This is a genomic window from Gluconobacter sp. DsW_056, from assembly GCF_002153595.1.
GTDB classification, from domain to species: Bacteria; Pseudomonadota; Alphaproteobacteria; order Acetobacterales; family Acetobacteraceae; genus Gluconobacter; species Gluconobacter albidus.
The window spans coordinates 175,731-196,378 of record NZ_JOPF01000003.1; the positions used below are offsets into that span (position 1 = coordinate 175,731).

Annotated in this window: 19 protein-coding genes; 13 read left to right on the plus strand and 6 right to left on the minus strand. The window is 60.9% G+C overall.

Features of this window, described 5'->3' with window-relative positions:
* The first annotated feature begins 457 nt into the window (after positions 1–457).
* Positions 458–1,249 carry a deaminated glutathione amidase gene (locus HK22_RS02760; protein WP_062031686.1) on the plus strand — a complete coding sequence of 264 codons (792 nt, stop codon included), beginning with the start codon at positions 458–460 and terminating at the stop codon, positions 1,247–1,249.
* A 34-nt stretch (positions 1,250–1,283) separates the two neighbouring features.
* On the opposite strand, the gene hydA is transcribed toward HK22_RS02760, so the two are convergent.
* The 6 genes from hydA to HK22_RS02790 are packed head-to-tail and all read right to left on the minus strand — an operon-like array spanning position 1,284 to position 7,116.
* Complete coding sequence (hydA, locus tag HK22_RS02765; protein WP_086648243.1) at positions 1,284–2,672, minus strand: dihydropyrimidinase; 1,389 nt, start codon at positions 2,670–2,672, stop codon at positions 1,284–1,286.
* Between the two features lie 30 nt (positions 2,673–2,702).
* On the minus strand, positions 2,703–3,356 hold the full coding sequence (locus tag HK22_RS02770) for a GntR family transcriptional regulator (RefSeq protein ID WP_233142342.1): 654 nt from the start codon (positions 3,354–3,356) through the stop codon (positions 2,703–2,705).
* Positions 3,356–4,297 (minus strand): dihydrodipicolinate synthase family protein, encoded by a 942-nt coding sequence (locus HK22_RS02775; RefSeq protein ID WP_086648244.1) that lies wholly within the window; start codon positions 4,295–4,297, stop codon positions 3,356–3,358. The genes HK22_RS02770 and HK22_RS02775 overlap by 1 nt, the downstream gene beginning before the upstream one ends.
* The gene (locus HK22_RS02780; RefSeq protein ID WP_086648245.1) at positions 4,294–5,448 is read right to left on the minus strand and encodes an FAD-binding oxidoreductase; all 1,155 of its coding nucleotides are present in this window, start codon (positions 5,446–5,448) and stop codon (positions 4,294–4,296) included. Before HK22_RS02780 ends, HK22_RS02775 begins: the two co-directional genes overlap by 4 nt.
* On the minus strand, positions 5,445–6,866 hold the full coding sequence (locus HK22_RS02785; RefSeq protein ID WP_086648246.1) for an FAD/NAD(P)-binding oxidoreductase: 1,422 nt from the start codon (positions 6,864–6,866) through the stop codon (positions 5,445–5,447). Before HK22_RS02785 ends, HK22_RS02780 begins: the two co-directional genes overlap by 4 nt.
* The gene (locus HK22_RS02790; RefSeq protein WP_086648247.1) at positions 6,853–7,116 is read right to left on the minus strand and encodes a (2Fe-2S)-binding protein; all 264 of its coding nucleotides are present in this window, start codon (positions 7,114–7,116) and stop codon (positions 6,853–6,855) included. The genes HK22_RS02785 and HK22_RS02790 overlap by 14 nt, the downstream gene beginning before the upstream one ends.
* A 127-nt stretch (positions 7,117–7,243) precedes the next feature.
* Between HK22_RS02790 and HK22_RS02795 the strand changes: the two genes are divergently transcribed.
* The 12 genes from HK22_RS02795 to HK22_RS02850 all read left to right on the plus strand — a co-directional run bounded on the left by HK22_RS02795 (position 7,244) and on the right by HK22_RS02850 (position 20,639).
* Complete coding sequence (locus HK22_RS02795; RefSeq protein WP_086648248.1) at positions 7,244–8,044, plus strand: transporter substrate-binding domain-containing protein; 801 nt, start codon at positions 7,244–7,246, stop codon at positions 8,042–8,044.
* On the plus strand, positions 8,041–8,700 hold the full coding sequence (locus tag HK22_RS02800) for an amino acid ABC transporter permease (protein WP_086648249.1): 660 nt from the start codon (positions 8,041–8,043) through the stop codon (positions 8,698–8,700). The genes HK22_RS02795 and HK22_RS02800 overlap by 4 nt, the downstream gene beginning before the upstream one ends.
* Positions 8,697–9,350: an amino acid ABC transporter permease gene (locus HK22_RS02805; RefSeq protein ID WP_086648250.1), complete on the plus strand. Its 654-nt coding sequence runs from the start codon at positions 8,697–8,699 to the stop codon at positions 9,348–9,350. The genes HK22_RS02800 and HK22_RS02805 overlap by 4 nt, the downstream gene beginning before the upstream one ends.
* A complete protein-coding gene (locus HK22_RS02810; RefSeq protein WP_086648251.1) occupies positions 9,337–10,110 on the plus strand; it encodes an amino acid ABC transporter ATP-binding protein in 774 nt (257 codons plus the stop codon). Before HK22_RS02805 ends, HK22_RS02810 begins: the two co-directional genes overlap by 14 nt.
* A 14-nt stretch (positions 10,111–10,124) precedes the next feature.
* The gene (locus HK22_RS02815; protein ID WP_062109174.1) at positions 10,125–11,015 is read left to right on the plus strand and encodes a dihydrodipicolinate synthase family protein; all 891 of its coding nucleotides are present in this window, start codon (positions 10,125–10,127) and stop codon (positions 11,013–11,015) included.
* A 1-nt stretch (position 11,016) separates the two neighbouring features.
* Positions 11,017–11,865 (plus strand): transporter substrate-binding domain-containing protein, encoded by an 849-nt coding sequence (locus HK22_RS02820; protein WP_233142344.1) that lies wholly within the window; start codon positions 11,017–11,019, stop codon positions 11,863–11,865.
* 31 nt (positions 11,866–11,896) lie between these two features.
* Positions 11,897–12,628, plus strand: coding sequence for an amino acid ABC transporter permease (locus HK22_RS02825; RefSeq protein WP_062109172.1), 732 nt, complete (start codon positions 11,897–11,899; stop codon positions 12,626–12,628).
* Positions 12,628–15,501 carry an FAD-dependent oxidoreductase gene (locus tag HK22_RS02830; RefSeq protein WP_086648252.1) on the plus strand — a complete coding sequence of 958 codons (2,874 nt, stop codon included), beginning with the start codon at positions 12,628–12,630 and terminating at the stop codon, positions 15,499–15,501. Before HK22_RS02825 ends, HK22_RS02830 begins: the two co-directional genes overlap by 1 nt.
* Complete coding sequence (locus HK22_RS02835; RefSeq protein WP_077802231.1) at positions 15,498–16,232, plus strand: amino acid ABC transporter ATP-binding protein; 735 nt, start codon at positions 15,498–15,500, stop codon at positions 16,230–16,232. The genes HK22_RS02830 and HK22_RS02835 overlap by 4 nt, the downstream gene beginning before the upstream one ends.
* Before the next feature lie 114 nt (positions 16,233–16,346).
* Positions 16,347–17,612, plus strand: a complete 1,266-nt coding sequence (locus HK22_RS02840; RefSeq protein WP_086648293.1) for an ArgE/DapE family deacylase — start codon at positions 16,347–16,349, stop codon at positions 17,610–17,612.
* A 96-nt stretch (positions 17,613–17,708) separates the two neighbouring features.
* A complete protein-coding gene (locus HK22_RS02845; protein ID WP_233142346.1) occupies positions 17,709–20,282 on the plus strand; it encodes a TonB-dependent siderophore receptor in 2,574 nt (857 codons plus the stop codon).
* Positions 20,283–20,345: 63 nt separating this feature from the next.
* Positions 20,346–20,639, plus strand: coding sequence for a hypothetical protein (locus tag HK22_RS02850; RefSeq protein ID WP_062031627.1), 294 nt, complete (start codon positions 20,346–20,348; stop codon positions 20,637–20,639).
* Positions 20,640–20,648 lie beyond the last annotated feature (9 nt).

Consider the following 20,648-nt stretch of genomic DNA (forward strand, 5'->3'; position numbering starts at 1 on the left):
AAGATGTCACGAGCATGTGCATGAAGCCGGGCCCGATAGCTCTTAAAAATATTTTCAGAGGAATGGCAGAAGCGCGGAAACCGCAGGGATGCGCGGGAAAATGACAATATTTTCGGAGGGGGCATGACCAACATAACGGAATCGTGAAGTCTTTTTTAAAGATGAGAATGTTGATTCGAGCTGAAGGAAGAAAAAATCAGGATGAATTTCGATAAAATTTGTCTAAAAATTTAGCAAAATAAGCTGATTAATATTATTAATACATTACGTTATTTAGAATTTATGTTTCATTTATCTCAATTTGTTTTAGAATTTATTTTTTCCTGATTCCTGTTTGAGGAATCTGTTCCTGTAATAAAAAGTATCAACCTCCTGCATCTTCACCGTAACGTATGGGTCGGGCATGCTGGGAGAACGGATTTGGGCGTGTGTCCACTCTTTTGGAAAATGGAATGCGATGATGAAAGTTGCTCTGGGACAGTTTGCTGTTGCGCCGGACTGGGAAACCAACCAGCGGCAATGTCTGGATCTGATCGCGCAGGCAAAGGCGGGCGGCGCTGAACTGCTGCTTCTGCCCGAAGGCATTCTGGCGCAGGACATCAACAATCCGGAGCTTCTGCCCCAGACGGCACAGCCACTGGACGGCCCGTTCATGGAAGGACTGCGCGCCGCCAGTCAGGGCATTGCCGTGGCGGGATGTGTGAATGTGCCGGATGGGCACGGACGGTTCTACAATACGCAGTTCGTCCTGCGCGACGGGGCGTTCATCGCACAGTACCGCAAGCTGCATCTCTATGATGCGTTCAGCATGAAGGAATCCCAGCGGACATCACCGGGGCTGGAGTTGCCGCCCGTCGTGCAGATCGGTGACATGAAGGTCGGTCTGATGACCTGCTATGATGTGCGCTTCCCAGAACTGGCGCGCCATCTCGCTCTGGCGGGAGCCGAGGCCATACTGTTGCCCGCAGCCTGGGTCAGAGGCCCGATGAAGGAACGGCACTGGGAAATCATGGCCGTGGCGCGGGCTCTGGAGAACACCTGTTATGTCGTGGCGGTCGGTGAATGTGGCGCGCGCAACTGCGGTGCCAGTATGGTGGTCGATCCGCTGGGCGTGATTGCGCTCGCGCTGGGTGAAGCGCCCGCCCTGGGTTTTGCCACACTGGATCGCGAGCGGATTGCCCATGCGCGGCGCGTGCTTCCGGTTCTGCAAAACCGCCGCTTCGCTGACCCGGCTCTGGCCGACCGGTAAGTCGGCCTTCACTCATGAGGCTGGGGCGAAAGCCTCAGCCCCGGCGTGACCTGAGGAAGCGTCCCGTGCCGGGTTGGGCGGTGACGGCGCCGTTCTCCATGGCCAGCACGCCTCTCTGGAACACCTTGACCGGCCACCCCTGAACCTGCTGCCCTTCATAAGGCGTGTAGTCGATATTGCTCTGGAACAGGGCGTTGGTGATCGTGACGGATTTCTTCGGGTCCCACAGGACGAGATCCGCGTCCGAACCCGGAGCAATCGTTCCTTTTTCGGGATAGAGCCCATAGCGCTGGGCCGGGGTGGTGGCGGTCAGACGCACGAAGTCCGTCAGGTCGATTTTTCCGCCGTTGATGGCGGCATCGTAGAAGACCGGCAGGCGCGTTCCGAGGCCCGGCATACCGTTGGGAACCAGCGAGAAATCCGCATCCCGGCCGTGGCGTCCCTTACCGACAGCGCCATCGAACGTATAGCCGCAGTGATCCGAAGAAATGATGCTGATGACGCCGCTGCGGAGATACTGCCACATGCCGTCCTGAGCGGCTTTCGTGCGTAGAGGCGGGCTGCAGATATATTTCGTCCCCTCGAAACCGTCCCGCTTGAGGTCGTCTTCCGTCAGGGTCAGGTAATGCGGACAGGTTTCCGCTACGACCTTCACATCCCGGGACTGTGCGCGGGCGATCTCTTCGGCGACTTCGGGGCAGGAGACGTGAAAGATCTGGATCTTCTGGTCAACCAGTTCGCCCATCGTCATGGCGCGGTATGTGGCTTCACGCTCTACGGCGGGCGGGCGCGAGGTTGCGTGCCCGTGCGGCTCGGTGCGGCCTTCCGCAAGATGCTGCAGGATCAGGTGACGGATGGCGTCATAGTTCTCGCAGTGGACGGATACTATGATGTCGCTTTTGCGGGCGGCTTCCAGAACCTGAAGAAACTGGCCGTCCGTCAGATGGAAATCGTCATAGGTCATGAAGACCTTCAACCCTGCAGCGCCGCGCTCGGCCACGACGGGAATTTCGTCGCGGATGGTCTGTTCGTCAGTGCGGGTGATGATCTGGTGGATGGCGAAATCAATGCGGGAATTGCCGCCTTTTTCGCGATAGGCGTCGAACTGCTCCACAAGGCCCCGGCCGGGGATGTGGGACGCGAAGCAGACGACCGTTGTGGTTCCGCCCAGCAGTGCCGATCCGGTGGCGGAGACGAAATCGTCTTCATGGATCGTGCCGTCGGCTTCTTCCTGTTCGATATGACAATGACCGTCAATCCCGCCCGGCAATACGAGCAGGCCGGTGGCATCAATCGTCTCATGGCCTTTCAGGTCGAAACCGATATCGACGATCTTTGAGCCGTTTATTCCGATATCGGCAGTATATTTATCCGTGGCGGTCACGATCATGCCGTTGCGGATAACGATGTCAAAAGTCGTCATGACGGTTTCTCCTGAAATGGGCAGGGGTGGTCAGCCGCCCCTGAGAATGTCCATGCAGTCTGTCGCGACATTGCGCAGATGCATGACCATGGCTTCGCGCGCGCCGGTGCTGTCGCCGTCGAGCAGCGCGTCCAGAATGGCCAGATGTTCGCGCGTGGATGCGGGAACGCGCCCGAGCGGGTAGCTGACTTCGCAAAGACGGGTCAGGGTCCGCAGCTCGTTGATGGAACGGAGCAGGACCGTGTTGCCCGAGACTTTGGGAAACATCAGATGGATCCGGTCATCAAGCTGCCACTGTGCAGCCGTCTGCTCGGGCGTCTCGCCAAGTTCGATGACTTCACGGCGGAGATTTTCCAGAACTTTGCGATCAAGCCTGTCGAATGACAGGTTGATGGCTTCGCTTTCAAGGATCTCGCGGATATGGATGCCCTGAAAGAATTCGGTAGCCGAGACGTTCCGCACCGCAAACGAGCGCGAGCCCTGCTTGACCAGAAGATCCTCGGCGGCGAGTCGCATCAGGGCCTCGCGAACGGGAGTGCGCGAGATCTCGAGATGATCCGCCAGGCGCCCCTCCACGACGGACATTCCGCCGGGAAGTTCTTTTTCAAGAATCATGCGCCGGATCTGTGTATAGGCCAGTTCCGCGAGATTCAGCTCGCGTTCGGCCACCATATAATCGCCCATTACGGTCCTTCCAGTGCCATTGCATCGTGCAAGGCTGCTGACAGCTCCTGCCATTCTTCGGGGGCGATGATATCAGAAGCCTTGCGGGTGCGGCAGGAGGGCCATTTGCCCTGCATGACCAGACAGGCCTTCAGACGCAGCGTGGCCCGACCCGAGGGCGCACGACCGTAAATCAGGTTCGCCAGCGGTTGGATGGCATCATGGATCCTGCGCGCGGCGGGCAGGTCATCGTTCTCCATCGCGCGCCACAGTTTAGCGAGCGAGACGGGCAGGATGGCCGCTAGGCTGACGAGGCTGCCGGTCGTTCCAATGGCGAAGCAAGGCAGGAGATGTTCGTCTCCCGATGCCATGACGTCCACATGCGGGGCCACGCGCGCGGCCAGCCTGCGGTGTTTGTCATAGGCGTTGGTTTCCCAGCTTCCTTCCTTGATGGCGACGATGCCGGGGAGCCTGAGCAGGCTTTCAAGGATGGGGAGGGAATAGGCCATGCCGCCGCTGCCGACGGAGGATTGATACAGCATGATCGGGGCATCGACGGCCTCGCAGATAGCGGCATGATGGGCGATGATGGCGTCATGATCCTGCGACACCGCCCATGAAAACGGCGGGAACACGAGCAGTGCGTCCGCTCCGGCCGCGATGGCATCACGGGCATGAAGACAGGCTTCATCGAGGTCTTCGGACAGGATGCCCGAGACGATGATGCGGTCCTTGCCGATGGTGTCGGCGGCCAGTTCCACGACGCGGCGCTTTTCCTCGCGGGTCAGGAGATGGTTCTCGCCTGCATGACCGTTGCACAGGATGCCTACGATGCCTTCGGCACGGGTGCAGTCCCACAGGTGCTGTGTAAAGCGCGCCACGTCCAGCGTCCCGTCTTCCAGAAAGGGCACCAGCGTTGCGGCATATACGCCCCGGAATGGCGTGGGGGAAGCGGGGATCATGGGCGTGTTCCAGTGGCGGGAAGGGAGGAAAAGCGGGTAGGGTCGAACGCGCCCAGATCCGGGTCGCCCCCTAGAATGCGCTCGGCAAGCAGGCGCCCCATATATGGCCCGCTCGTAAATCCGGAATGGACGCATCCGACGACAAAGGCATCTTCATCTGGCGTCAGGGCGCCGATCAGGGGCATGGCGTCCGGCGTTTCGGATTCGAGACCGAGCCAGACACGCAGGATCTGCGCTTCGTTGAGGCGCGGGACGACGTGCTGAGCCAGACGGACATTGCCGCGCAGGTTTTCAGGAATGACGCGGGTACCGCCCTGATGGATGTTGCCCTCGCCCTGCCAGCCGCCACCGATCAGCACGCTGCCATTGGCAAACTGCTTGAGAGACAGAAGGCCGTTGGCAATGCTCAGAACGCTCCTCATGACGGGCGGCAGCGTTTCCGTGACGACAAGCTGGTTGATGAGGCAGCGGATCGGAATGTCATATCCGAGCCAGCCCAGCATTTTTTCGAGCCAGGCCCCGGTGCTGAGCACGATTCTGCGGCCCCGTACGGGGTGCGCGCGGCTGGTAATCCGGACCTCATAGCCTCCGCCAGTAGCGGGGCTGATGCCCTCGACCGGACTGTTCTCGATGATCGTGACCCCGGCCTGCCTGAGGGCGCGGGCATAGGCCCCACCGACGCGATAGGTCGGGATATGGCCGTCCAGCGCGCAGTAGGCGGCGGCCCGGAGGGTCGGGTTTATGCCGGGTTCGATCCTGATGGTCTCTTTGGCTGACAGGACTTCAATCGGCGCACCCATTTCCTGTCGGACGCGCGCGCGCTGACGCAGCAGCTCTTCTTCGGCTTCGGTAAACGCCATGGACAGGCCGGGTGTGGCGAGGGCACCGACGTCTTCCCCGAGCCAGTTGGCACTGTCGAGCCACATCTCGCGGCCGCGGATGGCATGCGGAATGAGCTGAGCACGGGTCATGTGCAGGGTCAGGGTGCCAGCATTGACGCCGGATGCTGCCCTGAACATGTCCTCCCGGTCGATCAGGGCGACTTTCTGGCCAGCGCGGGCAAGGAAAAGCGCAGTTGTAGCGCCCATGACGCCCGCCCCCACGACGACCGTATCAAAGACATCGGGTCTGGTGTGCAGCGCCTGGGTCATAGGGGGGCTGCCTTCGGAAGAGGAATATCGGAATAAGTGAAATCTCCGGTCACGGCTGTGAGCGGGAGGGGAAAGAAGGGCATTCGCGCTGTGAAGCTGCCTGCCTCTTCCGGGGTTTTGCCGCAGGCCGCTGTCAGCAGGCTGCGTGCGCTGTCCTCACACATGCGGCCCTGACACGGGCCCATGCCACAGCGTGTCCAGGCCTTGAGTTGATTCAGGTCTTCGGCTCCGGCCTGAATGGCGGAACGCAGGGTCGCGGCCTTCACGCGTTCGCAGCGGCAGACGATGGTTTCGTCCTGAAGATGGGCGGGAATGGCGCTGCCGGCGTTCATCAGAGGCAGCATCCGGCGCGAGACAGCCTCAAGGCGACGGCGCTGACGGAGAGGCGCGCGTGTCAGCGCCTTGTAAACTTCTGTGGAAATCACGCCCCGGTCATGGGCGATGGCATGGGCCGTGATCAGGCCCCGCAGACGGGCCACGGCCATGCCACGGATTCCGGCAGCGTCCCCCGTGACATAAAGATCGGGACGGCTGGTGCGGCCTGCGCCGTCCGTTACGGGCTCAAGATAGCCACCAACCGGATCGTGACGGTGTTGAACGCCCGCCGTGCGGGTGATGAGAGTGGAAGGCTTGAGACCATATCCGCAGGCTGCGGCCTCAGTCGCATAAACGTGGCGTCGTTCGGGATGATCCATTTCTGTAACGGTCAGGCGCAGGCCGGTTTCTGTTTCCTGCGCTTCCGAAATGTGGGCGCGATGATGGATCGGGATGCCACCTTTTTTGAGACGCAGCATCCAGCTTGTGGCCTGCGTCAGGCGTGCCGGGTCGAGCGACAGCATGGCGCCAAGACGCAGCCAGTCCGAACGATGACCGGCATCCACGATGGCAACGACCCTGCCGCCCAGTTCAAGAACCTGATGGGCGACGGAAAACAGGAGCGGCCCCGAGCCCGCGACCACGACGCTCTGGCCGGGCAGGGTGCCGCCGTTGCGCATCAGGATGCTGGCGCCCGCAAGGCCGATGATGCGCGGCGTCGTCCAGCCCTGGAAAGGCAGGAAAAGCTCAGTGGCGCCATTGGCGACGACAAGGGTTGCGGCGGGCAGTTGGTTGATGCCGTCCGGTCCGAGCAGATCGAGCATTAGTGTGGGCGACAGGCCCCAGACGCGCGTGGAAAACCGGACATCCACGTTTGATGCGGCCAGTTTCTGCCGCAGGGTGTCGCCGCCGGAAAATTCGTGATTGGGCGGAACGATTTTGCGCGCATAGGGTGAGGGGGCGCGGAAGATCTGGCCGCCTGCGACAGGCTGTTCGTCGATCAGGGTGACCGGGAAGCCATGCCGGGACAGGGCGATGGCAGACGTCGCACCGGCAATGCCGCCACCGATGACGGTAACGGGAGAGAAATCAGGACTGGACATAGGGCGTGACGGTCATGTTCGGGAGGACGGGAGCCTTGCAGGCATAGGCGACGGTGCCGTCGATGCGGACCCGGCATTCCTGACAGCTTCCTATGAAACAGAAGGCGCCGCGGGGTGTTCCGTCGACGCCGGACCGGCCGAGTTCCGTAATTCCGGCGCGTCTGAGGGCTGCTGCAACCGGTTCTCCCTCGACCCCTTCGATGGTGCTGTTCAGGAAGGTGAAGGTTACAGGAGGCATCTTGTTTCCCATCAGGATCTGTCCGGAGAAGAAATTTCTTTTAAAGGGTTTTCTATCGTATACAGAACGTATATCTGAATTAGATCAGTGATCGGGTAGCCGCAACCCCAAAGTCGCACAACATGCAGGGAAACCTTTCTTGAGAGCGATCCGGAACAGTCTGCTGCTGGGGGTCTGTGCTGCATCCGTCGTCCTGTGGGGCGGGGGCGTGCAGGCGAGAGACAGTGCCGCCATCCGGGCCAGCGGGCACATCAATATCGGTGTGGAACCCGGACTGCCCCCACTTGGGGAATATGACGATCACAATGCACTCGTCGGATATGATGTCGATATCGGCCGGGCGATTGCGCAGGGTCTGGGTGTTGAGCCGCGTTTTGTGACGCTCGCTTCCAGCGGGCGCATTCCCTATCTGATGGCCGGGAAGGTTGACGTCGTTCTGGGCGGTCTGACACGGACGCCTGCACGTGCGGATGTCATTGCATTTTCACGGCCGCTTTATTCCGAACAGTTTGCGGTTATTGCGCCTGCGGACCGGGGCATCGCGTCCTTTGCAGATCTCGAATCCGGCGCGCACCGCCTGATCGAGGTGCGCGGCTCGACGGCGGTTGCGTATCTGCAACAGCATGCTCCCAAGGCGCCGATGCTGCTGCTTGAGAGCTATGCCGATGCCATTCGAGCGCTGGCGCAGGGGCGTGGCGATGCGATGGTGGATGTCATCGAATATGTCGGACACTACCTGCCGTCGCAGGCTCAGGTGCACTGGCGGATCATTCGCGGATTTGCCCCCCCCGTAGGAGATGACTGCATTGGGATGTCACAGCAGGACGTGGCCCTGCGCGCGGATGTAAACGGTATCCTTGACGGGATGGAGCACGACGGACGTCTGGAGCAGATCCATCGCCGCTGGTTCGATCACGCCGGTGCAGGGCACGCGCCATGACGGGATTGGATTTCAATCCTGTTTTCGCGCATCTCCCGTTTCTGCTGGGCGGTGTAGGCGTAACTATTCTGATTGCGACGCTGGCCTTTGCGTTCGGGCTGTCGCTGGCAGTCGCACTGGCCATTCTGCGATTTGAAAATCAGGGGGCGTGGCGCAGGCTCAGCCGCAGTTACAGCACGGCCCTGACGAATACGCCTCAACTGTCCCAGATTTTCGCTGTGTTCTACTGTCTGCCGCTGATGGGGCTGATGGTCTCGCCGTTTTTATCAGTCGTGATCGGCATGACGCTTAATGCAGCGGCCTATCTGGCGGATATTCTCGGGGCGGGTATGGCGCGGGTGCCGCCGGTCTATCATGAAGTTGCGCTGACGCTGGGGCTGAACCGGCGTCAGACCTATCTGCGGGTCATCCTGCCCTATGCAGGGCGTGCGATGTTTCCGGCGTTGGCTAACCATTTTCAGATCATGATTCTGGGGAGTGCCATGGCGTCCATTTTCGGCGTCGAGGACCTGACGGGTCGCGCTTATGATATCGGATCGACAACGTTCCGCATCCTTGAAGTCATGCTCGTGACGGGCGGATTGTATGCCCTGCTCTCTTTCGCGCTGACGGGCGTCTTTGCACTGTTCCGCCGCACGATGGAGCGGATGGTATGATCGCATTTTCGCATTATGACATCACCCTTCTGCTTCAGGCGATGGCCCGGACGATCGTGCTGTCGCTGGGTGGCGGTATTCTCGGGATTGTGGGGGCGGTCATCCTCACGGCGCTTCGCCTGTCCGAGATGCGGGGCATGATGCCGCTGCGGGTTCTGGCGGTGATATATGTTCAGACCATCCGACGCATTCCGTTCATCGTGACGCTGTATATCGTCTTTTTCTGCACGGGCATGATGGGCGTGGATGTGTCGGCGACAGCTGTTGCGATTGGCTCCATCGGTCTGATTGCGGCGGCCTATCTCTGCGAAATCCTGCATGGCGGGGTCAAAACGGTTCCAGTGGAGCAGGTCGAAGCTGCACTGGTCCTGAACCTGCCACTCTGGGCGCGATGGCGGTATGTGATCGCGCCGCAGGCGATGTCCGCCGTTGTGCCGCCCGCGGTGGGCTATCTGGTGCTGTTCATCAAGGATACTGCACTGGCCTCCCAGATCGGGGTTGTGGAGCTGAGCCAGGCCGGGGTGATCCTGACCAATCGCGGCCTGCCCTCGGCGCAGGTCTTCTGTGTGGTCCTCCTGCTCTATTTCGCGATTTCCTATCCTTTGACCTGCCTGAGCCGCCTGCTGGAGAAACGCATTGCCGTACATTGATGTCCGGGACGTCTGCGTCCGCCACGGGAAAAACGAAACCCTGCGTCACGCTGGATTTGAGGCCGAACGCGGGGACATCGTGAGTTTCATCGGGCCGTCCGGTTCGGGGAAAACCACGTTTTTGCGGACGCTGATCGGGCTTCAGCCGGTCTGGCAGGGCCAGATGGGCGTTCACGGGCGGAACGTGGACATGGCCGCCCCGGCCTCTGCCCGCATCCTGCGGGAGCAGGCTGCGATCGTGTTCCAGCAATACGGACTGTTCGGTCATATGTCGGTTCTGCGGAACCTGACGCTGGCACCAACGGTTGTGACGAAGCGTTCGCGTCGGGAGGCCGAGCACGAAGCGCGCGCGCTATTGGAGCGTCTGGGGCTGGCGGACAAGGCGGACGTGCTGCCAGCCGATCTGTCGGGCGGCCAGAAACAGCGTGTGGCGATTGCACGCGCGCTCATGCTCCGCCCGGCGCTGCTTCTGCTGGACGAGCCGACATCGGCGCTCGATCCGCACAAGGTACGTGATGTCGGCGTGCTGCTGCGGGATCTGGCGCAGGACGGCATGACGATCATTCAGGTTTCCCACGCGATGGGTGTCGTCTCATCGCTGTCGGACAGGATTGTTCTTCTGGAAGACGGTCAGGTCAGGGCCGTCGGAACGGGGCGCGGATATGCGGCGCAACAGCCCGATATTGCGGCGTTCATGAATACCCATGGCGGTGATGCCGCCACGGACCCGGCCGGATCGCGGTCGGACCCGGAACATTGAGGAAAGAAAGACCCATGAAGTTTCGTGGCACATATACCGTCATGATCACGCCTTATGACAGCGAAGGGCGCATTGACGTCCCCGGACTGCGGCGTTTCACCGACTGGCAGATCGCGCAGGGCATCGCAGGTCTGATCCCGCTGGGCTCGACCGGTGAATTTCTGTCGCTGACGGATGACGAACGTACGCTGGTTGCGCAGACCGTCATCGAGCAGGCCGCAGGCCGCGTTCCGGTCTTCATTGGAACAGGCGCGGAGAACACCTATGACGTGATCCGCTACAGCCAGGAAGCCGAGAAGCTCGGGGCTGATGGCGTGATGATCATCCCCCCGTTCTATTCCACGCCGACGGATGACGAGCTGTTCGTCCATTACCGCCGGGTGTCGGATGCGATCGGCCTGCCGATCATGCTCTACAACAACCCGGCCACGGCGAATGTGGATCTGAAGCCTGAACTCGTGGCGCGTCTGTCCCATATCGACAACTGCTGCCTCATCAAGGAATCCACGATGGATGTGACCCGCGTGCGGGACATCATCCGGCTGTGTGGTGACCGGCTTTCGGTCTTTGGCGGCATCATGGGCTTCGAGAGCTTCCTCGAAGGCGCAATCGGCTGGGTCGCAGTGGCATCCAACGTAGCGCCGCATGTCATGAGCGAGATTTTCAATCTCTGTGACGGTTACAAGGACATCGGCAAGGCACGCGAGATGTATTTCCGCCATGTGCCGCTGATCCAGTTCGTGGGTGGGCAGGGTTATGTCTCGGGAACGAAAGCCCTGCTGAAGCACATGGGCTTCGATGTCGGTGGTCCGCGCGCGCCGCGTCTGCCGCTGCCGGAAGCGGATGATGCCCGCGCCCTTCAGATCGTCCGCGATCTGGACCTGCGGTTCGAAGAGCGCGCCTGATATGGCGGGCGGCCCTGTGTCAGGTCTGATCCGGGGGGCGGGGCTGCTTTGTGCGGTGCTCGCTTTTGGAGCGCAGGCCGCGCCGTGTCCGGAGGCTGTTGAGGGACTGATTTCCCCGCAGCATCTGGTCATGGCGACCAATCCGACGCTGCCGCCCCTGCAATATGTGACGGTGGACGGGCAGATTGCCGGGATGCGGATCGAGCTTGGAAACGAGATCGCCCGCAGGCTCTGTCTGAAGCCGGTCACGCTCTCGACGTCCTTCGCGCAGCTCACGCTCGGGCTGCTCGAGAAACGGTGGGACGTCATCAATACGGGGATGTTCTATACCGCCCAGCGCGCCCGGCTGATGGAAATGATCCCCTACGAGATTCAGGCGATCAGCGTGTCTCTCAACGACGATTCTGCCCGGCACCCCACTCGGCTAGAGGATCTGTCCGGCTCTTCGATCGGGGTCGAGATGGGCGGGATCGAGGAGCACCATGCCCGCGAGGCCGATCAGGCCTTGCGGGACGCCGGACGGCCGGGCTTTGATATCAAGACGTTCCAGAACGTGGGCATCGCCTTTGCCGCCCTGCGCGCGCGGCAGGTGACGGCGGTGTTTTCCATTGATGCGGTGGCACGGCGCAACGCACTTCAGGGTGGCGTAAAGCCCATTCTGAAGGGGCTGTACCCCACGCCCGTCGCGCTGGCGCTGCGGGACCCGGCTCTGGCGCAGCGTCTGGCGGATGTTCTGGAAAACATGCGTGAGGACGGAACGCTGGAACGCCTCATGGCGCCCTATGGCGTCTCCCCCTTTCCCGGACGGATCACGGTCTCGGGGCCGTCCCATCCATCCGACATGCACTGATACGAACACGATACGAACGCGGGGCATCGACATGCAGATCTGGAGCTGGCACGGCTTCTTCACCTATCTCGGCAGCCCCTATATTTTCCGCGGGGCGCTCATCACGGTCATCATGACGGTCGTCTCAATGATGATGGGGTTCCTTCTAGGGCTGCTGATTGCGGTCATGAAACGCTCGCAGCACCGTGTGCTGTCCTGGCCCGCGCGCTTCTATGTCTGGTTTTTCCGGGGTACGCCCCTGCTGGTGCAACTGGTCGTAATCTATACCGGTCTGCCGAAGCTGGATATCCGGCTGAGTGTTCTGGCATGTTCGATCATCGGGCTGACACTGAACGAGGCAGCGTATCTCGCGGAAATTATCCGTGCGGGGCTGAATGCCGTGCCAACCGGCCAGATCGCAGCGGCGCGGGCGCTGGGTCTGAGCGAGCGGCAGATCGCCTGGCGGATCGCATTTCCGCAGGCGTTCCGGCTCATCATCCCCCCGCTGGGCAATTCGGTGAACGGTCTGCTCAAGACGACCAGCGTAACGTCCGTCATCTCCATGGAAGAGCTGATGCAGCGCAGCCAGATCCTGGTGCAGGACCAGTTCATGGTGCTGGAACTGTTTTCCGTGGCGGCCCTGTATTACCTGCTGATGACGACGGCATGGGACTTCCTGCAACGGCGGATCGAGCATTATGCGGAACGGCCCTATCGTCGCCAGCAGAAAACCGCAGCAGTTGAGGCCATCGAACTTCCCGCTACGACGCAGGATGCGCGCTGATGTCGGACCATCTGAACTTTACGTTCAATGACACCACCGTCTCCGCAAAACCCGGACAGACCCTGACGGCTGCGCTGATGGCCGCAGGCTGCATCGCGCACCGGACGGCGCCGGATGGATCGGAGCGTGGTCCGTTCTGCGGGATCGGGGCCTGTCAGGAGTGTCTGCTGGAGGTGGACGGGCAGATGTCCCGCCGGGGCTGCATGACGCCCGTGCGGGACGGGATGCGGGTCCGCAGCAATGACCGTCTTCCAGATGCGGCTGTTTCAGCCTGTCTGGCGACGGGGGAGGCACGTCTGGCCGAACATGCCTGCGACGTGTTGGTGGTGGGCGCGGGCCCGGCGGGTCTGGTGGCGGCGACCGAACTGGCGCGTGGCGGGATGGATGTTCTCGTCGTGGATGAACGGCATATTCCGGGCGGCCAGTATTTCAAGCAGAATGCGGTGCATCCGGAGCGGCAGGATGATCAGGGTCGCAAGGGGCGACAGCTTATTGAAACCATGCGGGTCAGTGGCGCGCGGCTGTGGCACGATACGCTCGTCTGGAGCGCCCATCGCGAAGAGGGCGCACTCGTCATCGGTGGGCTGCGGGATGGTGAGGCGTTCTATATCCGCACCCAGCACATCATCGTGGCGACAGGCGCACAGGAAACGCCTGCGGCCCGACCGGGCTGGACACTGCCGGGTGTCATCACGACGGGGGCCGGACAGACAATGCTGCGCGCTTATGAAGCGGTGGCGCCAGGGCGGATCGTCATTGCCGGGAACGGGCCGCTCAATCTTCAGCTTGCGGCGGAACTGGTCCGGCATGGCGCCGATGTGGTGGCCGTCGTGGACTCAGCGCCCGCGCCCGTAAAACGGCCGCTTCTCGCCGCGCGGCTTTCAGCGGAATCCCCCCGACTGGCGCTCGCCGGGATGCGGCATCTCGCGACATTGCGCCGCGCCGGGGTACCGGTGCTGTGGGGAAGCGTCGTAACCTGCATCGAAGGCGAGGATCGTGTCGAGCGGGTGGCGGTGAACCAGCAGGGAGGCGCAGAACGCTGGATCGAGACGGAGACTGTCTGCCTCGGAGACGGGTTCGTTCCTGCCAGCGAACTGCCACGGCTTCTGGGCTGCCGACAGGAGATCCGGAACTGGCCCGTGACCCATCCCGAGACGGGCCGAGAACCCGACGGAAAGACCGATCAGGCGGACGTGTCCGTTATTGGTGAGGCCGGGCGTTTTGGGGGCGCTTTTCTGGCGCAGGCCCAGGGGATGCTGTGCTCGGCCAGACTTCTGGAAAAGGCAGGAAAGCCGGTCCCGTCCGGTCTGGAACGCAGTCGGCGGATGTATCGCGATAATGCGCGTTTTCAGGAGCTTCTGTGGAAGCTGTATGATCCGGTTGTCTCGCTGCCGTCCCCTCAGGATACGACCATTCTGTGCCGATGCGAATGCGTGACCGCAGGGACTGTCCTGGCACGCGTGTCGGAAGACGGGATCACCGATCTGGCGACGCTGAAACGGACGACACGCGCCGGCATGGGGCGCTGTCAGGGGCGGTTCTGCCAGGCTTCACTGATGAAGATGCTTCCGGACCCGAAAAACGAAAAGGATTTTACCGCTCCCCAGATCCCGCTGCGGCCGGTTCCGGTTGCGGCCCTCGCGCGGCAGAAGCCGGAATGGCGGGGGCATGTCCGTGTTCCCATTCCATCGGGGCTGGGAGCGACGGGGCCATCGGCTTCCGGCGCTGTCGAAACCGTGGATGTCGTGGTCGTGGGTGGAGGGATCGTTGGGCTTTTCACGGCGCTGTTTCTCGCCGAGGCCGGGAAAAGTGTCGTGGTGCTCGAACGTGGTCGGGCCGGGGCGCTGGCCTCGGGCGGTAATGCGGGCAGTCTGCACGCGCAGCTCATGGCGTTCGACGCCAGCGCGGATACGGACGGACCGTCCATGCCTGCGCGAACGCTGGCCTTGCAGCGGGAATCCATCCGCATGTGGGAGGCGCTGCGCACAACGTTCGATCGCGATCTGGAGATCAAGGTCAGCGGCGGGCTGGTGGTGGCGGAAACCGAAGCCGACGTGGACCGTCTGCGCAGCAAGGTCGCGGTCGAACAGGCTCTTGGCGTTGACGCGCGGATTCTGGCATCGGACGAATTACGCGGGATCGAGCCCAATCTGAGAGATGGTTTTCTGGGCGGGGCGTATTGCTCCGAGGAAGGCAAGATAAATCCCATGGCCGCAACGCAGGCTGTTCTGGCGCGGGCACGACACGCGGGCGTTCGGGTTGAGGAACTCACAGCTTTGTCCGTAATCCAGCCCGACGGCACACGGTTTCATGTCAGTGCGGGGTCAAGGCGCTGGTCGGCCGGAACGGTGGTGAATGCGGCCGGAGCCTACGCCGGAGAAGTCGCTGGGCTGGTCGGGCGTCGCCTGCCGGTTTTCGGTGCCCCGTTGCAGATGATCGTGACCGAGCCTGTGGCTCCGCTGGTCTTTTCGCTTCTGGCCCATGCAAGCCGGCATCTCACGCTCAAACAGGCCGCGAATGGCTCGCTGCTGATCGGCGGGGGATGGAGTGCGGGGCTTGATCCGGTACACGGGCATCCGCGACCGCTGCGGGAAAATCTGGAAGGAAATCTCTGGGTTGCGCAGAGGCTGGTTCCAGCGCTGGGGGCCGTGAATGTCGTCAGGAGCTGGGCTGCGATGAACATTGATATCGACGGGGCTCCGATCCTTGGAGAAAGTCCGGACGTGCCGGGCTTTTTCACGGCCGTAACGGCCAATGGTGTCACGCTCGCTCCGGCCATGGGGCGGCATGTCGCGGATATGGTTCTGCGCCGCTCCGAACGTCCCGATCTGGAGATCTTTTCTCCCGCACGCTTTTATGGAGATCCGTCATGATCACGCTGGACACCGTGACGAAATCATATGGCGCCTTTCAGGTACTCAAGGGCTGTTCGGCGGAGATCGGCAGAGGGGAGGTCGTGGTTGTCTGTGGCCCCTCGGGTTCGGGTAAGTCCACGCTCATCAAATGCATCAATGCGCTGGAGACGTTCGAGAGTGGGCAGATCTACGTTGATGGCATGCCCGTGCGTTCCGCGAAAACCGATCATTCAGCGCTGCGGGCGAAAGCGGGGATGGTCTTTCAGAGCTTCGAGCTATTTTCCCATCTGAGCATTCTGGACAACATCATGCTGGCCCCGCGTCTGGTCCAGAAGCAGGGGAAGGAAGAACTTCGCGAGCATGCGAAAACGCTTCTGCGCCGGGTCGGGCTGGAGCAGCATGCAGATAAATATCCGATTGCTTTGTCCGGCGGCCAGCAGCAGCGGGCGGCGATCGCACGTGCTCTGGCGATGAAGCCGGATGTGATGCTGTTCGACGAGCCGACATCGGCGCTCGATCCTGAAATGGTGCAGGAAGTCCTTCAGGTCATGACCGAGCTGGCGCGCGAGGGCATGACCATGATGTGCGTCACCCATGAGATGGGATTCGCGCGTCAGGTCGCGACGCGGATTCTGTTCGTTGATGCTGGCGAGATCGTCGATGACTGCCCGGCACCGGACTTCTTCGCAGGCCATTGTTCGCCTAGAGCGCAGGCTTTTCTGCGGTTTGAGGCGGCCCATTCCCGTTAGGGGAAAATATTTTCCGCGACAGGCAACATTCCGCTTCAGGATCGAATTCAGTTCGTATACAAAGAGAATATGAACTGAGGACGGTAAGACGATCCGGTAGGAGAAGGCGCTGTGCTGGAAAAGACTTCCTGTTGCGAGAAAACGGCGAGCGAATGTTTGGGTCATGTCGTCGACCGGGACTTCGATCTGTGTCAGGTGCCGTTCCTTCAGGAACTCGTCGGCGTCCCGTCCGACAATCCTCCCGGTGACTGCGCGCCTCACGCCCGTTTTTCCGCCGACAGACTGCGGGCTCTCGGTTTTGAAGTTGAATGCCATCCGGTTCCGCAGGACTTCGTGCAACGGCACGGTATGCAGAGCGCGACGAACCTGATCATCCGGGAGCGTTTCGGAAATGGTAGCGGTCCCGTCATTGCGCTCAATGCGCATGGGGACGTCGTGCCCCCTGGCGAGGGCTGGATGCATGATCCTTATGGCGGCGTCATTGAAGGTGGCAAACTTTATGGACGCGGTGCCGCGGTTTCGAAGTCCGACTTTGCAACCTATGCCTTTGCCCTGCGCGCGCTGAAGGAAGCCGGTTCTGACCTGTCCGGCACGGTCGAGCTTCATTTGACCTATGACGAGGAAATCGGTGGTCATGTCGGGCCGGGCTGGCTGCTCTCGGAAGGGCTCAGCACCCCCGATTACGTCATCAGTGCCGGTTTCACCTATGATGTGATGATTGCCCATAATGGCAGTCTTCAGCTTGATGTGGCTTTCACGGGCAAGGCCGCGCATTCCGCATGGCCCGAAACGGGCGCCGACGCCATCGAGGCGGCGTGCCGTGTGGTGACGGCTCTGTACGCTTACCGGGACGGGCTGGCGAAGACGGTCTGTTCCATCCCGGGTATTGAATCGCCGACGCTCGTGATCGGAACGATCAACGGCGGTGTTGCGGCCAACGTCGTGCCCGAACAGGCGACGTTTCGGCTTGAGCGCCGGATTTTACCGGACGAAAAAGCGGCCGAGGTCGAAGCGGATCTGCGACAGCTTATTCTGAATGCGGCAGATGTGCCGGGCGTGAGTTGCGTCGTAACGCAGCATCTTCTGGCGCTGCCACTGGTTCCGGATGATGGGCAGGCCCCTTTGATCGGAGCCTTGCAGGACGCTGCCGAAGCGGTGTTCGGGGAACGGATTGCCGTCAAGGGCATGCCGTTGTTCACGGATGCCAGAATTTACAGCAATGCGGGCTATCCGACCGTTCTGTATGGGGCCGGTCCGCGTCGCCTTCAGGATGCCAATGGTCATCGTGCGAACGAGCATGTGGTTCTGGAAGATATGCGTCGTGCGACGAAGGTTGTCGCAATGGCACTCTCCCGTCTTTTACGTTCCGAATTCGAGTAGTTCCGAACAAGGAATAAAAATCCCGCATAATTCCGTTATGCGATCCGACTGTTTCTGACTGAACCCCTGTGCTGCGCCAGGGTGATGGAGCCGATTATGAACATCAGGAAACTTGCGCTTTACTCTACGTTCCTCTCCGTCAGCGTCTGTAGTGGATCGGTTTTTGCAGCCTCGGAAAAGGCCGTACCGGGGGCGGCGAAGGCTTCCGTTCACAAAACGCCGTCCAAAACGATAACTCCGAAGACGCGCACGCAGTCTGCCGCGAAGCATCGGCCTGCGGATGTCATCGCCGGGAGCGAAGAAGGCGTAATTGTCACCGGAACGCATGCGTCCAACCGTCACGCCCGTCAGAGCACCAGCCCGATCACGGTTCTGTCCGGTGCGACGCTACGTCGCTCAGGCATGATGAATCTCGCCGATGCGCTGACCAAGACGTATCCGTCCATCAACATGAGCACGATGGGCAATGACGCCGGTGCACTCACGTCCTTCATCCGGATGCGCGGCCTCAATCCGAACCAGGTGCTGGTTCTGCTGGATGGCAAGCGTCGGCACACCACAGCCAACATCAATGCCGATGCGGGGCCGAATTTTGGTGCGACGCCCGTGGATCTGAACATGATCCCGTCCAACATGATCGACCATATCGAGGTGCTCGAAGACGGCGCGGCTGCGATGTACGGCTCGGATGCGATTGCCGGTGTGGTGAATATCATCACCAAGAAGCAGGATCACGGGCTGAACATGAGCGCCCAGACGGGGGCGAACGCCTATAACGGCGATGGCTGGCAATACCAGCTCAACGCCGATGGCGGTCTTAAGCTCGGTAATGACGGGTATGCGCATATATCGGCACAGGTTTACCATACGGACCATTTCGTAACCAACACGGTTGATAACCGTCTGGCGGGTTATGTTCCGGCAGGGGCTGCGAACGAGCTGTATACCGGGTCTGTCAAAGTACCCAAGAACTCCAATAAGATCATGAGCACGCCCGAAGAAACGCGTGAGAATCTTGGGATTGATTTCGGCAAGAACCTGACCGAGAACATCCAGTTTTACGGTCAGATCACATATGCACACCGTCATGCGGAAGCGTATGAGAACTACCGCGTCCCGTCGGGCGCCAGCGCCAGCAATCCGGAGCTGTTTCCATATGGCTATTCGCCGTTGGAGACGATCGACGAGAATGATTATGCCGCGACGCTGGGTCTGAAAGGCGGCCATCTTCTGGGCTTTGATTGGGATCTGAGCAGCACCTGGGGTGAGGATCTGGACAAGATCTCCAACCAGAACACCACCAATCCGAACATGTACGCTGCCACGGGCTACACACCGACGACCGTGCGGACGTCCAATTTCCGGCTGGCACAGTGGACGAACAATCTTGATCTGCGCCGGAACTTCAAGATTGCCAATGTGGTCCCCGTCACGGTGGCCTTCGGTGGCGAACATCGTCTGGAACAGTACACCATTCTGGCGGGCGAACCCGCATCTTACGAATATGGTGGCACCTCGGCCCTGGCGGGTCTGACACCGCAGGACGCCGGCAAGTGGGACCGTGATGTCTGGGCGGCCTATCTGGATGGCGACTTCCACCTTCTGAAGAACTGGAACCTCGATTTCGCCGGCCGTTTCGAACACTACACGGATGTCGGCAACACCGAGAACGGCAAGGTCTCCACGCGTTACGACATCACCAGGCGCATTGGCCTGCGGGCGACGATCAGCAATGGCTTCCGCGCGCCGACGATGGCCGAGCAGCATTACAGTGCCATCAATGTCGGGCCGACATCGGTGCTGGGACTGTTGCCGGTTTCGTCTTCCGAAGCGCGTGCGACAGGGGCGTCTCCCCTCAAGCCCGAACGCTCGACCAGTGCAACAGGTGGCATCGTTCTTGAGCCGGTAGATGGTTTCCATGTTGAGGCCGATGTCTATCAGATCAATATCCGCGATCGCGTCGTGCAGGGTGGCAACGTAACGGGACCAACTGCAATTGCCGCACTTGAAGGCATGGGCGTTTCGCTTCCGGCTCTGACGCAGCTTTCGGAAAATGCGGTGCAGACCTATTATTTTACGAACGGCGCCAGCACACGCACGCAGGGTCTGGATATCAAGGCGGATTACATGGTCCGCATGCATCGCTTCGGCAACCTGAACCTGTCGATGGCGCTGGACCTGAACAGGACGCGTCTGACGCATAACGGCATGTCCTCCACCGGGTCGCCGCTGCTGAACGCGCAGAATATTGCTTACCTCACGACCGCCTATCCGCGCAGCAAGATCATTCTGAATGCGTTCTGGACAATCGGGAAATGGGACGTGAACCTGCGCCAGACCCGTTATGGCGAGACAACAGGTATGATGACGTATCAGGACTGGACGCCTACGGCGGCGATCTGTCCAATTGATGGCAAGCAGCTTCAGCAGTCCAGCAGCTGTTTTGCGCAGTTCAAGAACTCTCCGCGCTGGCTGACGGATCTGGAGATCGGGTATCGGGTGAATTCGCGCTGGCATCTGGCGGTGGGGGCGAACAACATCTTCAATATCCGTCCGCGCAAGCTGCCGGGTGAGCTGAACCAGCTTGGCGGCAATCCTTACGATACGTTCTCGTCTCAGGTGCCGATGACGGGTGGATATTATTACGGGCGTGTGAACTTCACGCTCTGAGGGCTCTTATCTTCGTCTGTGGATGTGTTACGGTCGGTATCAGGCAAACATATCTGCAGATGAATGATGAAAAACGGTATTGCGTGGGGTGTGGGGGCGAGTGCTCTGGTTGTCGGGCTGGGCGTTCTTGGCCTGACGATGCGACATCCCCAGGCCGCACAGGACCCGTGTGCGGCAGCGTCCGACAAGCGGCCCCAGAACTGCCCGGAGCAGGACAGTTCTTCGGGGCATTTCGTTTATGTGCCCCGGTCCAGATCCCGTGACAGTCGTGCTTCGCATGGCGACAGCGAGGCGGAATCGGCAGGGCATGCCGGGTTTGGGGAAAGTGCGGGCGGACATGCGGGCGGGGGCGAATAGGGTCGGTCC

Excerpts from the sequence above, each read along its gene's own strand:
- HK22_RS02760 (WP_062031686.1), top strand. The coding sequence starts at position 458 with ATGATGAAAGTTGCTCTGGGACAGTTTGCTGTTGCGCCGGACTGGGAA.
- hydA (WP_086648243.1), bottom strand. The coding sequence starts at position 2,672 with ATGACGACTTTTGACATCGTTATCCGCAACGGCATGATCGTGACCGCC.
- HK22_RS02770 (WP_233142342.1), bottom strand. The coding sequence starts at position 3,356 with ATGGGCGATTATATGGTGGCCGAACGCGAGCTGAATCTCGCGGAACTG.
- HK22_RS02775 (WP_086648244.1), bottom strand. The coding sequence starts at position 4,297 with ATGATCCCCGCTTCCCCCACGCCATTCCGGGGCGTATATGCCGCAACG.
- HK22_RS02780 (WP_086648245.1), bottom strand. The coding sequence starts at position 5,448 with ATGACCCAGGCGCTGCACACCAGACCCGATGTCTTTGATACGGTCGTC.
- HK22_RS02785 (WP_086648246.1), bottom strand. The coding sequence starts at position 6,866 with ATGTCCAGTCCTGATTTCTCTCCCGTTACCGTCATCGGTGGCGGCATT.
- HK22_RS02790 (WP_086648247.1), bottom strand. The coding sequence starts at position 7,116 with ATGGGAAACAAGATGCCTCCTGTAACCTTCACCTTCCTGAACAGCACC.
- HK22_RS02800 (WP_086648249.1), top strand. The coding sequence starts at position 8,041 with ATGACGGGATTGGATTTCAATCCTGTTTTCGCGCATCTCCCGTTTCTG.
- HK22_RS02805 (WP_086648250.1), top strand. The coding sequence starts at position 8,697 with ATGATCGCATTTTCGCATTATGACATCACCCTTCTGCTTCAGGCGATG.
- HK22_RS02815 (WP_062109174.1), top strand. The coding sequence starts at position 10,125 with ATGAAGTTTCGTGGCACATATACCGTCATGATCACGCCTTATGACAGC.
- HK22_RS02820 (WP_233142344.1), top strand. The coding sequence starts at position 11,017 with ATGGCGGGCGGCCCTGTGTCAGGTCTGATCCGGGGGGCGGGGCTGCTT.
- HK22_RS02825 (WP_062109172.1), top strand. The coding sequence starts at position 11,897 with ATGCAGATCTGGAGCTGGCACGGCTTCTTCACCTATCTCGGCAGCCCC.
- HK22_RS02830 (WP_086648252.1), top strand. The coding sequence starts at position 12,628 with ATGTCGGACCATCTGAACTTTACGTTCAATGACACCACCGTCTCCGCA.
- HK22_RS02835 (WP_077802231.1), top strand. The coding sequence starts at position 15,498 with ATGATCACGCTGGACACCGTGACGAAATCATATGGCGCCTTTCAGGTA.
- HK22_RS02845 (WP_233142346.1), top strand. The coding sequence starts at position 17,709 with ATGAACATCAGGAAACTTGCGCTTTACTCTACGTTCCTCTCCGTCAGC.
- HK22_RS02850 (WP_062031627.1), top strand. The coding sequence starts at position 20,346 with ATGATGAAAAACGGTATTGCGTGGGGTGTGGGGGCGAGTGCTCTGGTT.